The sequence below is a fragment of the Delftia sp. PX-1 genome (assembly GCF_055797465.1).
Map to the genome: position 1 here is coordinate 2,517,036 of NZ_CP184763.1, position 14,653 is coordinate 2,531,688.

Annotated in this window: 12 protein-coding genes; 7 read left to right on the forward strand and 5 right to left on the reverse strand. The window is 68.5% G+C overall.

Annotated features, from left to right (window positions below):
- Positions 1–86: 86 nt before the first annotated feature.
- From ACN20X_RS11550 to ACN20X_RS11575, 6 genes are all read left to right on the forward strand, one after another.
- Positions 87–662, forward strand: a complete 576-nt coding sequence (locus ACN20X_RS11550; protein ID WP_034368158.1) for a hypothetical protein — start codon at positions 87–89, stop codon at positions 660–662.
- Between the two features lie 136 nt (positions 663–798).
- Positions 799–2,268 (forward strand): cytochrome c oxidase accessory protein CcoG, encoded by a 1,470-nt coding sequence (gene ccoG, locus ACN20X_RS11555; protein WP_016450216.1) that lies wholly within the window; start codon positions 799–801, stop codon positions 2,266–2,268.
- A 297-nt stretch (positions 2,269–2,565) separates the two neighbouring features.
- Positions 2,566–2,949: a type II toxin-antitoxin system RelE/ParE family toxin gene (locus ACN20X_RS11560; protein WP_016450217.1), complete on the forward strand. Its 384-nt coding sequence runs from the start codon at positions 2,566–2,568 to the stop codon at positions 2,947–2,949.
- Positions 2,933–3,235, forward strand: coding sequence for a helix-turn-helix domain-containing protein (locus ACN20X_RS11565; RefSeq protein ID WP_016450218.1), 303 nt, complete (start codon positions 2,933–2,935; stop codon positions 3,233–3,235). The genes ACN20X_RS11560 and ACN20X_RS11565 overlap by 17 nt, the downstream gene beginning before the upstream one ends.
- A 117-nt stretch (positions 3,236–3,352) precedes the next feature.
- The gene (gene ilvD, locus ACN20X_RS11570) at positions 3,353–5,215 is read left to right on the forward strand and encodes a dihydroxy-acid dehydratase (RefSeq protein WP_203399743.1); all 1,863 of its coding nucleotides are present in this window, start codon (positions 3,353–3,355) and stop codon (positions 5,213–5,215) included.
- Between the two features lie 82 nt (positions 5,216–5,297).
- Positions 5,298–6,290: a Bug family tripartite tricarboxylate transporter substrate binding protein gene (locus ACN20X_RS11575; protein ID WP_012204371.1), complete on the forward strand. Its 993-nt coding sequence runs from the start codon at positions 5,298–5,300 to the stop codon at positions 6,288–6,290.
- A gap of 235 nt (positions 6,291–6,525) precedes the next feature.
- Here the strand turns inward: ACN20X_RS11575 and ACN20X_RS11580 are convergent, their stop codons facing one another.
- The 5 genes from ACN20X_RS11580 to ACN20X_RS11600 form a co-directional block, all read right to left on the reverse strand.
- Positions 6,526–8,688 (reverse strand): TonB-dependent receptor family protein, encoded by a 2,163-nt coding sequence (locus tag ACN20X_RS11580; protein ID WP_473210624.1) that lies wholly within the window; start codon positions 8,686–8,688, stop codon positions 6,526–6,528.
- A gap of 248 nt (positions 8,689–8,936) precedes the next feature.
- On the reverse strand, positions 8,937–10,382 hold the full coding sequence (locus ACN20X_RS11585) for an aminotransferase-like domain-containing protein (RefSeq protein WP_473210625.1): 1,446 nt from the start codon (positions 10,380–10,382) through the stop codon (positions 8,937–8,939).
- A gap of 25 nt (positions 10,383–10,407) precedes the next feature.
- A complete protein-coding gene (locus tag ACN20X_RS11590; RefSeq protein WP_016450446.1) occupies positions 10,408–11,280 on the reverse strand; it encodes a hypothetical protein in 873 nt (290 codons plus the stop codon).
- 112 nt (positions 11,281–11,392) lie between these two features.
- A complete protein-coding gene (gene trhP, locus ACN20X_RS11595) occupies positions 11,393–12,781 on the reverse strand; it encodes a prephenate-dependent tRNA uridine(34) hydroxylase TrhP (protein ID WP_016453913.1) in 1,389 nt (462 codons plus the stop codon).
- 21 nt (positions 12,782–12,802) lie between these two features.
- Entirely contained in the window at positions 12,803–13,714 is a 912-nt protein-coding gene (locus ACN20X_RS11600) for a LysR family transcriptional regulator (RefSeq protein ID WP_016453912.1), read from the reverse strand.
- Between the two features lie 145 nt (positions 13,715–13,859).
- On the opposite strand from ACN20X_RS11600, the gene ACN20X_RS11605 reads away from it, so the two are divergent.
- Positions 13,860–14,648, forward strand: coding sequence for a TSUP family transporter (locus tag ACN20X_RS11605; RefSeq protein ID WP_473210809.1), 789 nt, complete (start codon positions 13,860–13,862; stop codon positions 14,646–14,648).
- Positions 14,649–14,653 lie beyond the last annotated feature (5 nt).

A 14,653-nucleotide genomic window follows, 5' to 3' on the forward strand; every position in this document is an offset into this window, starting at 1 on the left:
CCTCCCACTCTCCGGAACACTGCCGCCATGCATCCTGCGCCTGCCCCTTTTTGCCGACCTCGCATGTGCCCCGCCAAGCCGCTGGCATGCCCTTTGAACGCAACGGCGTTGCTGGCGCCATGAAGCGCGGCGCCGACCTCGACGATTTCGACGACCCGGTCGAATGGACGCCGGTCACACGCCCTGCCGCCATCGCGCTGACGGCTTTCGGCGCCTGGATCATCTGGGGCCACTTCTTCAGCGAGGACCGCTGGCTGATGCTGCTGGACAACGCCAACCTCGCGCTGCACGAGGCCGGGCACCCGCTGGTGGCCCTGTTCTCGCAGCATCTCTCGGTCTACGGCGGCACGCTGTTCCAGTTGCTGTTCCCCGCCCTGTTCATGCGCCATTTCCGCAGGCAGGGCCAGCGCACGGGCTGGATCGCCTCGCTGATGTGGCTGGGCGAGAACCTGATGAACGTGGCCCGCTACATGAAGGACGCGCGCGCCCAGGTCCTGCCGCTGGTGGGCGGCGGCGACCATGACTGGACGGAGATCTTCAGCCGCTGGGGCGTGCTCCAGGCCGATGTGCGCATCGGCACGCTGACGTCGCTGCTGGGGCTGTGCCTGGTGGCGTGGGGGTTGCGGCTGGCGGTGCCGCGTCTTCGTGCTCCCCAGGCCTGAAGCTCCATCTGATACGGTCGAATTCACCGCATCTGCTGCTACCCGCGGAGCAGGGCGCTGGGCATAGTCCAGGCAGTCCCCGGCAATTCATGACAAGCCCGCATCACGGGCGCACCGGCCGGGGCGAAGGCCCCGCATGTCAGAACGACCGAAACCGCTTCCCGATGAAACCGCCGCAGCCCCCCGGCCGCGGCCCGCGCCGCGCAAGGTGATTCCCATCGCCGACGCCAGCGCGGATTCCCCGCTGTTCGAGTCTCGCCGCAAGATCCAGCCGCGCTCCATCTCGGGGCGCTTCGCCAACTGGCGCTGGGCCATGGTCTGGCTCACGCAGCTGTTCTTCTATGGCATTCCCTGGCTGCAGATCCACGGCCGGCAGGCCCTGCTGTTCGACCTGGAGCAGCGGCGCTTCTACATCTTCGGCTGGCTGCTGTATCCGCAGGATTTCATCTACCTGGCCGTGCTGCTCATCGTCTCGGCGCTGGCGCTGTTCCTGTTCACCACGGTGGCGGGTCGGCTGTGGTGCGGCTTTTCCTGCCCGCAGACGGTCTACACCGAGCTGTTCATGTGGGTGGAGCGCCGGCTGGAGGGCGACCGCAGCGCACGCCTGCGCCTGGATGCCAGCGGCTGGGGTCCGGAGAAGATCGCGCGGCGTGGCGGCAAGCATGCGCTGTGGCTGCTGATTGCGCTGTGGACGGGGCTGACCTTCGTGGGCTACTTCGTGCCCATCCGCAGCCTGCTGCCCGAGGTGCTGGCGCTGACCGGCGCGTGGCAGATCTTCTGGGTGCTGTTCTATGCGCTGGCCACCTACGGCAACGCGGGCTTCCTGCGCGAGCAGGTCTGCAAGCACATGTGCCCCTATGCGCGCTTCCAGAGCGCCATGTTCGACAAGGACACCCTGGTCGTCACCTACGACACCGCACGCGGCGAATCGCGCGGCCCGCGCCACAAGGGCGTGGACTACCGGGCCCAGGGCCTGGGCGACTGCATCGACTGCACGCTGTGCGTGCAGGTCTGCCCGGTGGGCATAGACATACGCGACGGCCTGCAGTACGAGTGCATCGGCTGCGGCCTGTGCATCGACGCCTGCAACAGCGTCATGGACCGCATGCACTACCCGCGCGGGCTGATCCGCCTGTCCACGCAGAACGGCGTGGCCCGGGGCTGGCGCCAGAGCGAGCTGGTGCGCCGCATCTTCCGCCCGCGCGTGCTCATCTACGGCACGGCGCTGGTGGCCATCTCCACGGCCATGGTGGCCAGCCTGGCGCTGCGCACGCCGCTGAAGGTGGACGTGGTGCGCGACCGGGGCACGCTGTCGCGCATCGTGGCCGGCGGCCAGATCGAGAACATCTACCGCGTGCAGATCGGCAATGCCACGGAGCAGGACCAGCGCTATGTGCTGTCGGCCTCGGGCATCGAAGGCCTGCGCGTGGCTTCGGAGACCGAGGTGGACGTGGGTGCGGCCCAGGACCGCTGGGTCGTGGTGCGGCTGCAGGCGCCCTATGGCGCGGCCGGCCCTGGCTCGCACGGCGTGGAGATCACGGCCACGGCGGTGGGTGATCCGGCGCTTTCCAAGCAGGCGCACAGCACGTTCCTGGTGCCGCGCTGAGGGGCCGGTTGGATGGATTGATTCACGAGTACAGCGCAGTTGTTGTGCACGATGCCTGGTCCGCTGCAGCGCGGGCTGGCATCGGTTTTGAGGCCCCGGAAGTTTGTTCCGGGGCCTTTTTTTATCGTGTCTTCCCGACAAGGCGGACAAGCGGGCTGGCAGTCAGGCCAAGGAGAAACGACAGGGGCTTGAATGAGGCAGGCACGAGGCAGCACTTCAAATTCGCAGGCTCTACCCTGTGGTGATATGTATGAAGGTGAAATACATACCCGTAACGGGTATAGTTGGGAGGCTGGCATGGCGCGCGTTCTCAAACGCAAGGACTTTTCCCGATGGCAGGCGAGCGAGAAACTGCCCGATACCGCGCTGTGCAAGGCGGTCAGGGAGATGGAAAGAGGGCTGATCGACGCGGACCTGGGGGGCTTTCTCTACAAGAAGCGGGTGGCGCGTCCAGGCGCTGGCAAGAGTGGGGGTTATCGAACGCTGTTGTCGGCACGAATCGGCAACCGATACATCTTCCTGCATGGTTTCACCAAGAACGACAAGGCGAACATCACACAGGAAGAACAGAGGGCTTTGAGGTTTGCAGGCAAGCTGTTTCTGGACCTGTCCACCCAGGCCTTGTCGGCGGCCTTGCAGTCAGGCGTTTTGTTGGAGGTGCATTGTGAGCAAGATCATTGAATCCCTGCGCGGCGATCTGGCTGCGCTGTACGAGGCGGGCGCCATCGACAAGGTGACGATGCGCGAGTTCGACGCGATCTGTCCTCCCCCGGTGCGGGAGTTCGAGGCGGCCGACATCAAACAGCTGCGCGAGACTTTGAAGTTCAGCCAACCGGTGTTTGCGCTGCATTTGCACACCACGGCTTCCACGGTGCGCAAATGGGAGCAGGGCGAAACCCGTCCCGCCGGACCGGCGCTCAAGCTGCTCAACGTCATCGCCGACAAAGGCCTTCAGGCCATCCTCTAAGCCGGGGCGACACAAGGGTGGTATGCGGGCGACTCCCGGGCGACACGATCTGGTGTAAATGCTCATAGGGAAATCCGCAGACCCCGCTATGGTGGGCGGCTGTTTTCCGTCCCGCGTATGAACAAGAAACCTGCCTCCCCCGACAACGTCTTTTCCGAGTCCAGCGCCTCCGCATCGCTGGCCGCCTCCACCACCACAGCCGGCATCACCAGCACCACCGGCGGCAGCCCGGCAGCGGCCACGCCCAAGCCCACGCCTTTTCGCTCCGCCCTGATCCGCTCCGGCACCATCCGTGCCACCACGCGCAGCTTCCTGCATGCCCTGGGCCAGGACGACGAAGACATGGAGCGCCCGCACATCGGCGTGTTCCACACGGGCGGGGAGATGAGCCCCTGCAACCTCAACCTGCGCGACCAGGCCCAGCATGCCAAGACCGGCATCTATGCCGGGGGCGGTACGCCGCATGAATGCCCGGTGGTGTCGGTCAGCGACGGGCTGACCATGGCGCATTCGGGCATGCGGTTCTCGCTGGTCTCGCGCGAGCTGATCGCCGACAGCGTGGAGGCCTCGGTGCGCGGCCACCAGTGGGATGGCATCTTCGCCATCGGCGCCTGCGACAAGAACCTGCCGGGGCTGATGATGGGCATGGTGCGCTGCAATGTGCCCAGCGTCTTCGTGCATGGCGGCTCGGCCCTGCCGGGACAGGCGCCCGGCGTGCACGGGCGCGACCTGAATGTGGTCGATACCTACGAGACCATCGGCCAGGTGCTGGCCGGCACCGCCACGGCGCAGGACCTGGAGGCCATGAGCCGCGCCTGCCTGCCCACGGCCGGCGCCTGCGCAGGCCAGTTCACGGCCAACACCATGGGCATGGTGAGCGAGGCGCTGGGCCTGGCGCCCATCGGCTCCAGCATGGTGCCCGCCGTGTTCAGCGAGCGCGCACCGCTGATGCGCCGCGCCGCGCGCCAGCTCATGCAGGCCGTGTGGGCCAGCGCCGAAGGCGGCGGCCCGCTGCCGCGCGACATCATCACGCGCCGGGCGCTGGAGAATGCCTGCGCCGTGGTCAGCGCCACGGGCGGATCGACCAATGCCGCCCTGCACCTGCCGGCCATCGCGCATGAGGCCGGCATCCGCTTCCACCTGGACGACGTGGCCGAAATCTTCGCGCGCACGCCGCTGATCGCCGACCTGCGCCCCGGCGGGCGCTTCCTGGCGCGCGACGTGTACTACATCGGCGGTGCCGGCGTGATCCTGCGCACGCTGATGGAGCAGGGCTTTGTCCACGGCGATGCGCTCACCTTCACGGGCCGCACCCTGGCCGAAGAACTGGCCGATGCCGCGCCGCCCGATGGCGAGGTGGTGCGCACGCCCGGCAACCCCATCACGCGCGACGGTGGCCTGACCGTGCTCAAGGGCAACCTCTGCCCCGATGGCGCGTTGCTGAAGACGGCCGGCCTCAAGACCCTGGTGCACCGGGGCCCCGCGCGCGTCTTCGAGTCCGAGGAACAGGCCCAGGCCGCCGTGCAGGCCATGCAGTACACGGCCGGCGATGTCATCGTCATCCGCAACGAAGGCCCGCGCGGCAGCCCCGGCATGCGCGAGATGCTGGGCATCACGGCACTGCTGTATGGCCAGGGCATGGGCGACAAGGTGGCCCTGCTGACCGATGGGCGCTTCTCCGGTGCCACGCGCGGCCTGTGCATCGGCTACGCAGGCCCCGAGGCCGCCGACAACGGCCCCATTGCCGCACTGCGCGACGGCGACCTCATCGCCATCGACGCCCGCGCCGATGCGCGCAGCATCACGGTGGAAATCGGCGAGGCCGAACTGGCCGCACGTCTGGAACAATCGGCCGCCGCGCGCCGCCAGATGCCGCCGCTGGGCGGCGTGCTGGAAAAATACGCGCTCACCGTGCGCCCGGCCCACCAGGGCGCGGTCACGCATTCGGGCCAGGTGGTCTGGCTGCGCGACGACAGTTGAAGCCGCCGGGCTGGCACGCATTTCCCCCGCTGTTCCCCCACTGTTTTTTTTCAGAGTTTCAATTTCAACCGGAGACATACGCATGAACATCGACCGCCGCCAATGGCTGGGCACCGCTGGAGCGGGTGCGCTGCTGGCCAGCCTGGGCCAGCAGGCCTGGGCGCAGGCCCAGGGCCCCATCGAGACCCTGAACATCATCACCGGCTTCGCGGCCGGAGGCACCTCGGACGCCATCTGCCGCCGCGTGGGCACCAAGCTGTCGGGCTATGCCAAGACCGCCGTGGTGGAAAACCGCACCGGCGCGGGCGGTCAGATCGCCATCAGCTACGTCAAGGGCCGGCCCGCAGACGGCGCCACCCTGCTGCAGACGCCCACGTCCATGCTGTCCATCTACCCGCACATCTACAAGAAGCTGCCCTATGACCCGGTGGCCGACCTGGCGCCGGTCACCGTGGGCTGCATATTCGACTTCGGCTTCGCCGTCGGCCCCGCCGTGCCCGCCAGCGTGACCACCGTGCCCGAATTCTTCGCCTGGGCCAAGGCCAACCCCGCAGGCGCCAACTTCGGCTCGCCTGCGCCCGGCTCCACGCCGCACTTCATCGGCGCCCTGCTGGGCCAGCATGCCGGTGTGGACTTCAAGCACGCCGGCTACCGCGGCACCCAGCCGGCGCTGCTGGACATGCTGGGCGGCAACGTCTCCGCCGTCTGCGGCCCCGTGGGCGACATGCTGCAGCACCTGGCCGGCGGCAAGATGCGCATCCTGGGCGTCAGCGGCGCCAAGCGCAGCCGCTTCGCACCCCAGGTGCCCACGCTGGTGGAGCAGGGCTACAAGGACATGGCGCACAGCGAATGGTTCGCCTTCTTCGTGCCAGCCAAGACCCCCGCCGAGACCGTGCAGCGCCTGAACGGCCACATGCGCAAGGCCCTGGCCACGCCCGACGTGGTGGACAGCCTGGCCACCTTCGGCCTGGACGCCCAATCCTCCACCCCCGCCGAACTGGCCGCGCTGCTGCAGTCCGAACTCGCCAAATGGGGACCCATCGTCAAGCGCGTGGGATTCACAGCAGAGGGCTAAAAAGAACAAAACGGGCCGAGCGAAGCGAAGGCCCGCTCCATGCCCACTCCCCACTCCCCGTATGTCAGCGCAGGTTGCCCGCAGCGAAGCGGAGGGTCGCGGACATTCGGGTCGCCTGCTTTGATCTGACCTTTCTTGGCGAATCAAGAAAGGGCAGTCGGCCGCCGGGCCGAGACCCGGCCTCAGAAAAATACCACCCGGCAGGGTCAAAAACAGACCCACGTAAACCAAAGCCTCAGAACGGCAACGTCCCCTGCACATACAACGTCCGAGGCATCCCCACATACTTGCCCCCGTTGTTGTCCGTAGACCGCGTGTAGTACCTGCGATCAAACAGATTCTTGACCCCCACGGCCACCCGCAGATTGCCCAGCGACTTGCCAAAGTCATAGCCCGCACGCAGGCCCACGGTCGCAAACCCGGGAATATCGCCCAGCCGCCCCGCAGCATCTTCCTGCGTCACATACTGCGTGCCCGACCCCGGAGAGCGCTGCTTCGATTGCGCGGCCAGGTCCGCATTCAGCGTCCACTGCCCCAGCGCATAGCGCGCCCACAGCTGGCCCGTGTGGCGCGAGTACAGCGGCAGGTCGCGCCCCGCGAAATCGCCGGCGCGCGAGACGGCCTCGGTGTAGGTATAGGACACACCCGCCGTCAGCCCCTTGAGCGCGGCATTCCACTGGCCCAGGTCGTAGCGCAGCGAGGACTCGATGCCGCGGTGGCGCGTGGCGCCCAGGTCGGTCCAGATGCCGTCCACGCCCACGCGGGTCAGCAGCAGTTCCTTGTCGAAGTCGATGTTGAACAGCGTCAGCTCGGCGTTCAGCGCCGGGCTGTTGTAGTGCGTGCCCACCTCATAGGTCTTGGCCGATTCGGGATGCAGGCCGCGCTCGGTCTGGGCCAGCTGCGCATACTGCTGCGGTCCGAAGGACTTGCCCGCGTTGGCGAACAGCGACCACTGCGCATTCATGCGGTAGAGCACGGACAGCGTGGGCAGGAGCTCGCGTGCCTCGGCCTTGGGGAACAGCTGGCTGGTGACGGTGCTGCCGTCGGCGCCCAGGTTGCTGACGTTGTTGAAGGAGTTGATGCGTTCGTAGCGCACGCCGGGGGTGATGGTCCAGTTGCCGATGTCGATGCGGTCATCGATGTAGAAGGCATGGGCCGTGGTGCCGCCCTGGCTGGTCTGGTAGGGCGTGATCGGCAGGGCCATGGCGTTGGCCATGGTGGCGGGGTTGTAGTAGGCGGTGCGCAGCGCGACCTCGGAGCTGCTTTCCTTGAGGTAGCGGTAGCCCACGCTGACTTCCTGCACCACGGAGCCGGTCTCGAACAGGCGCGAGTAGCGCGGCTCGATGCCGAAGTAGTGGTAGCTGCGCGGCGCGGCGGTCAGGCGGCGCTGGTTGGCGTTGTCCTGCTCGATGTGGCTGCCGCGGAACGAGTCCACGTAGTAGCCCAGCAGCTCGAAGTTGTTGCGCCCGTCCTTGTGGTTGTACTTGAACGAGGCATCGGTGCGGCGGCCGTCGAAGCTGTCGTAGGAGCGCGTGGACTGGAACGGGTCGGCCGCGTACTGCGCCGTGGTCAGGCCGCCGGGCATGCGGCCCGAGCCCTCGAAGTGGTGCAGCGAGACGGCGATGTCGTCCTGGGCCGAGATGCGGTAGGCGCCCTTGAGCAGGATGTCGTCGATATCGGTCTTGTCATTGCCTGCGCGCCAGCCGTCGCCATGCGTGCCCGAGTACAGCAGGGCCAGGCCCAGGCCGGATTCGCTGGTGCCGCCCACGAAGAGGCTGGGCGTGGTCTTGGCATTGCCGCCGTGGCTGTAGAACTCGGTGCCCACCGAGGCCTCGGCCGCGAAGGTCTTGGGAATGGCGCGCGTGACGAAGTTGATGATGCCGCCCACGTTCTGGGGGCCGTAGCGCACCGAGCCCGCGCCGCGGATCACGTCCACCGACTCCAGGTTGCCCAGCGAGACGGGCGCCAGCGACAGCTGGGGCTGGCCGTAGGGCGCGTAGGAGACGGGCACGCCGTCCATCAGCACATACGAGCGCGGCGACAGGCGTGCCGTCAGGCCGCGCACGCCGATGTTCAGCGACACATCGCTGCCGCCCGTGCCGTTGCTGTCCTGCACCTGCACGCCGGGCACCAGGCGCAGCACGTCGCGCAGGCTGGAGGCGCCGGTTTCCTCGATGCGCGCCCGCTCGACGATGGTGCGCGCGCCGGCATGGTCCAGCACTTTTTCCTCGCTGGGGTTGTCCAGCCAGTTGCCCGTGACGGTGATGGTGGACAGGCCGGCCTCGGGTGCGGTGGTGGTGGGCGATGGTGCCTGTGCCGACGCCTGCAGCGACAGCAGGGCGGCGGCGACAGCGGCCGCGCAGCGTGTGAGCGTGGCGCAGTGATTGCTGGAAACCATGGAAAACTTCCTTTGTGCCTCTGGGAATGGTGCAGCGCTGAAGGGTCGGCTGGCAGGCTGCAGGACGCGTGGCGGCGGGCGAGGCGGAAGCAGGAGACAAGGACCGGTCAGCATGCATGGCGGCAATGCCGGTTCGGTGCGCGAGTCTAAATGAGAATCATCCAGCCGGCACCAGGCTGGCAGCAGCTGCGCGGGGTCGCGTTGCCCGGGCGCTACAGCGCAGCAGGTGCCGCCAGCGCAGCGGGCGCTTACCCTGCTGCTTTTGCTGCTGGAAGGGACTGCATTGCGCGGGCCAGCTCGCCCAGCGTGGCCAGGGCCTGCCCGGTCTCGTCGCTCCAGTCATGGCCGTAGTTCAGCCGCAGGCAATGGCCGAAGGCCTGCGAGGCCGAGAAGATCGGCCCCGGCGCCACGCTGATGCCGCGCGCCAGCGCTGCGCGGTGCAGGGCCAGCGCATCGCAGTACGGCGGCAGCTCTATCCACATGAAGTAGCCGCCCTCGGGCCGCGTGGCCCGCGTGCCTTGTGGAAAGTGGTGGGCAATGGCCGATGCCATGTGGTCCCGCTGCAGGGCCAGGCTCTGGCGCAGGCGGCGCAGGTGGCGGTCCACGCCACCGCTTTCCAGGTAGTCGGCCAGCGCCTGCTGGCTGGGGGCATTGGTGGCCAGCGTGGTGGTGAGCTTTTGCCGCGCCACGGCGCGCGTGAAGCGGCCCGGAGCGGTCCAGCCCACGCGCCAGCCGGGCGCCAGGCACTTGGAGAACGAGGCGCAGTGCAGCACCCAGCCCTCGATGTCGAAGGCCTTGGCCGGTGGCGGGCGGTGTTCGCCAAAGTACAGCTCGCCGTAGACATCGTCCTCGATCAGCGGCAGCTGGTGGCGCGTGGCCAGTTCCACCAGGGCCTTCTTGCGCGCCTCGGGCATCAGGCTGCCCAGCGGATTCTGGAAGCTGGTCATCAACCAGATGGCCTGGGGCCGGTGGCGCTGCACGGCGGTCTCCAGCGCGGCCAGGTCCATGCCTTCGCCGGGATGCGTGGGCACCTCGATGGCGGACAGCCCCATGCGCTCCAGAGCCTGCAGCGCGCCATAGAAGCAGGGAGATTCGATGACCACGGCGCCACCGGGCCGCGTGACGGCGGCCAGACACAGGTTCAGTGCCTCCAGCGCGCCATTGGTGATGACCAGGTCGGACGGTGACAGTGCCAGACCGTCGGCCAGGTAGCGCCGCGCGATCTGGCGTCGCAATGCCATGCTGCCGGGCGTGAGGTCGTCGAGGGCGCTGTGCGGATCGGCCTGGCGCGCGGCGCGGGCCAGGGCCTGGCCCAGGCGCTGCAGCGGGAACAGGCGTGGCGAGGGAAAGGCCGAGCCCAGCGGCACGACATCGCGGTCCATGGACGATTCCAGAACCTCGAACACCCGCTCGCTCACATCGACCACGGCAAAGCGCTCGCCCGGGGGGGCCGACAGCTGCGTGGGCTCGGGCGGGGCGCTGTGCGGCCGCGCCGCGACGAAGTAGCCCGAGCGCTCGCGCGCGCGCACCAGGCCGCGTGCCTCCAGCAGATAGTAGGCCTGGAACACCGTGGAGGCGCTGACGCCGCGCCGCTCGCTGGTGTGACGCACGGAGGGCAGCTTGTCGCCCGCGCGCAGCACGCCCGCGGCGATGGAGGCCTCGATATCGTCGGCCAGTTCCTGGTAGCGCGTCATGCCTGGGGAGGTCGCGGCCCGGGGATCAGCCCTGTTCGGCCAGCAGTTCCTGCAAGGCCTTGATCTGCTGGCGCAGGCGCTCGTTCTCGGCTTCAAGTTCGTTCACGCGCTGCTGCAGTTCCTCGGGCGAGGCGGTCACGGCCGCACCTTCGCCGTCGGCAGCGTCGGCTTCGGGCTTGGCGGCCTTGGGCTTTTTCTTCGCATCGCGCACGCGCTTGGCGGCCTGCTTGAGTTCGTCGGCGCCGGCGGCGGCCACGGCCTGCTGCTCATCCACGGGCAGGCTGGCGACCACGGCGGCGGTGCTCAGCGAGATGTCGCCCGAGCGCACGGCTGCCACCACTTCGGGCGCGGCCTTTTGCTGGATGGTCTCGATCAGCTTGACCTGGCTGCTGGACAGGCGGGCCACGCGGGCCAGGGCCTCGCGCGTGTCCAGGGCCTCATCGGGCACCTTGGCCACGCTGGCCAGGGCGGCGGCGACCACGGGGTCGGTCTCGCCTTCCCAGGGCGCTTCGCCTTCGGGCTGGGCCGGCGCCTCGGCCTTGGCCGCCATCACGGCGGCGGCAGCGGCCGAGCGGCGGGCCGCAATGATCTCGCGCTTGCGCAGCGCCAGCACGCCGCGCTGGAAGTCGGACACGCTGCGGCGGCCCAGGTGCTGGTCGATCATCCACAGGTGCACGTCATCCATGTTCTTGAACTGCGTGGCCTGGATGGTGTTGAAGGGCAGGCCGTGCTTTTGGCAGATGGCGTAGCGGTTGTGGCCGTCGATGAGCAGGTCGTTCCAGAGCACGAGCGCATCGCGGCAGCCCTCGGCCAGGATGCTGCGCTCCAGCGCGTCGAGTTCATCGGGGGTCAGCGGGTCGATGTAGGCCTTGAGTTCTTCGTTGACGACGATGTCCATGGCAGTGCAGAAATGAGGAATGAAAGAAAAAGGCGCCCGCTCCAGGCCATTGCGGCAATGGACCTGGACGGCCGCCAAGAAGAAAAACTGGAAGCAGGGGCGAAGCCCGCCCTCAGAGCAGGCGCGAGATCAGCGCGCCTTCAGCCGGGCCTTCCAGGGGGATGCGCACGCGCACCGGGTTGCCCTGGGCCACCTGCACGGGCTCGCCGTCGAGGTTGAACATCTTCTCCAGCAGCACCTGGCGGTTGCCCTGGGGGTGGATGATCTCCAGCGTGTCGCCCACCGAGAAGCGGTTCTTGGTCTCCACCTCCGCCATGCCGTCGGCATAGCTGCGCACTTCGCCCACGAAGTGGCTGCGCTGCAGCACCGAGTGGCCGGTCTCGTAGTTCTGGTAGTCCTGCGAGGGACGGCGCTCCAGCAGGCCGCCCGTGTAGCCACGGTTGGCCAGGCCTTCGAGTTCGGTGATCAGGTGGGGGTTGAAGGGGCGGCCGGCCACGGCATCGTCGATGGCGCGGCGGTAGACCTGGGCCGTGCGGGCCACGTAGTACAGGCTCTTGGTGCGGCCCTCGATCTTGAGCGAGTCCACGCCGATCTTCACCAGGCGCTCCACATGCTCCACGGCGCGCAGGTCCTTGGAGTTCATGATGTAGGTGCCGTGCTCGTCTTCCATGATGGGCATCAGCTCGCCGGGGCGGCCCTTTTCCTCCAGCAGGTAGACCTGCTCGGCCTTGGGGTGGCGCGCGCCGTCGCCGCAGGTGCTGGTGAACTGGCTGTCGGCCTCCTCGCGGGCCTTCTCGAAGCTGAAGTCCTGCTCCATGGTCTGGGCCAGGGCCTCGCCGGTATTGGGGTCCACGGCCGCGTCATGCGTCTTGTAGTCCCAGCGGCAGGCATTGGTGCAGGTGCCCTGGTTGGGATCGCGCCGGTTGAAGTAGCCCGACAGCAGGCAGCGGCCCGAGTAGGCGATGCACAGGGCGCCGTGCACGAAGACCTCGATCTCCATGTCCGGGCATTCCTGGCGGATCTTCTCGATCTCGTCCAGCGACAGCTCGCGCGACAGGATGATGCGCGAGACGCCGGCCTTCTGCCAGAACTTCACCGTGGCCCAGTTGGTGGTGTTGGCCTGCACCGAGAGATGGACCTCGGTCTCGGGCCACTTTTCCTTGACCATCATGATCAGGCCGGGGTCGGCCATGATCAGCGCGTCGGGCTTGCACTCGATCACGGGCTCGATGTCGCGGATATAGGTGCGCACCTTGTCGTTGTGGGCGATCAGGTTGCTGGTGACGAAGAATTTCTTGCCCCGCGCATGCGCCTCGGAGATGCCCTGGGCGATCTGTTCGAGGCGGAATTCGTTGTTGCGTGCGCGCAGGCTGTAGCGGGGTTGCCCGGCGTAGATGGCGTCGGCGCCAAAGTCGTAGGCCGCGCGCATCTTGTCGAGCGAGCCGGCCGGCAGCAGCAGTTCGGGGGCTTTGAGGGTCATGATCCCCGTATTGTCCTGCATAGCGCTTTCCAACATGGTTCGCTAAGGCTCAGGCGAGCCAAGCCCTTGCAGATGCTCCAGCAACTGCCTGGCATGGGCGGGCAACTGGTCTTCCCGGGCCGTGCACAGCAGCAGCTGGCGCCGGGCCCAGGCATCGCTCAAGGGCACGGCGCGGGCGCCGCTGGCCGGGGCCAGGCGCTGCGCGGCTGCCGCCGGCATGACGGCCACGCCCACGCCCTGGCCCACCAGCTGGCAGATGCTGTCCAGGTGCTGCAGCTGGGCACGCCAGCGCAACTGCCCTTCCGACGGCCCCCCCAGCAAGGCGGCCTGCTGGCGCACCAGCATCTGCAGGGCGGCATCGTGCGGCAGGCCCACCCAGTCTTCGGCCAGCAGCTCCTGCAAGGCCAGGCGCGTGCGCCGGGCCAGGCGGTGGCCGCGCGGCAGCACGGCCACCAGCGGGTCGGGGCGCCAGGGCGTGGCCTGCAGGCCGGTGGTGTCCTGCGCATCGCTGGCCACGCCGATGTCGCACAGGCCCTGGCGCAGCCGGTCCAGCACTTCGGCGCTGCCGCATTCCTGCAGCTCCAGCGCCACGCGCGGGTGGCTGCGCAGAAAGCCCGCCACGGCCAGCGGCAGGTGCTCGCCCACGGCCGAGGTGTTGCCGCAGACGCGCACATGGCCGGCCAGCCCCGCGCCGTATTCGGCCATGTCGCCGCGCAGGCGCTGCATCTGGGCCAGCACGCTGCGCGCATGCTGGCCCAGCGTGTGGCCGGCCGCCGTGGGCCGTACGCCGCGCGCCTGGCGAGCGAGCAGGGCGCAGCCCAGTTGCGCCTCCATGCCGCGCACGCGCTCGCTGGCCGAGGCCAGCGTCATGTGCGCGCGCCCGGCCGCCGCGGTGAGCGTGCCGCAGTCGAGGATGTGGACGAACAGCTGCAGGTCGGTGAGGTCGAATCGCATGGCCTGTGGTGCTGAAGGATCAGGCCATGCCTGAGCCTTGGTTTGAAGATTCCCGATTGTGATCCCTTTGTTGGTGCACGAGCATGGCGCCATGAGGTTCAGGAAGGGCCTGAGCCAAGTCGGTGGAAAGTGCAGGGTGGCCGTGATGTGGGATGCGTGGTGGGTGCTGGCGGCGGCGGTGGCCGTGTTCGGGCTGGCCGGTGTCGTCAAGGGGGTGGTGGGCCTGGGCCTGCCCACGGTGTCCATGGCGCTGCTGGCGCTGTTCATGCCGGCCGGGCAGGCGGCGGCCTGGCTGCTGGTGCCGTCCCTGGTGACCAATGTGGTGCAGATGCGGCCCCTGCCATCGCTGTGGCCGCTGCTGCGGCGCCTGGGCTGGATGCAGCTGGGCATTGTCGCGGGCACGGTGGGCGGCATGCTGTGGTGGGGCCCGGTGGGCGAGGCCGCCGTGGCGCGCACGGCGCTGGGCGTGGCCCTGGTTGCGTATGCCCTGTGGGGCCTGTGGGGCCTGTGGGGCCTGTGGGGGCCGGGCCTGCAGTTGCCGCAGAGGCATCAGGCCTGGCTGGGCCTGTTGTGTGGTCTGCTGACGGGCGGGATCACGGCGCTGACCGGCGTGTTCGTGGTGCCGGCCGTGGCCTTTTTGCAATCGCTGGCGCTGGGCCGGCAGGCGCTGATGCAGGCCATGGGCCTGTGCTTCACGGTGTCCACGCTGGCGCTGGGCGCGGGCATGGCGCTGGCGCAGGGGCCGGGCCATGCCGCTTCGTCCTGGACGGGATGGGGTGCCACAGCCCTGGTTTCCGCGCTGATGCTGCTGCCCGCCCTGGCCGGCATGGCCTGGGGCGAGCGGCTGCGCCAGTCGCTGTCGCCCCAGGTCTTCAAGCGCGTGCTGATGCTGGGCCTGCTGGCCCTGGGCATCTACATGTGCGCCAGGGGCTAGCCCCG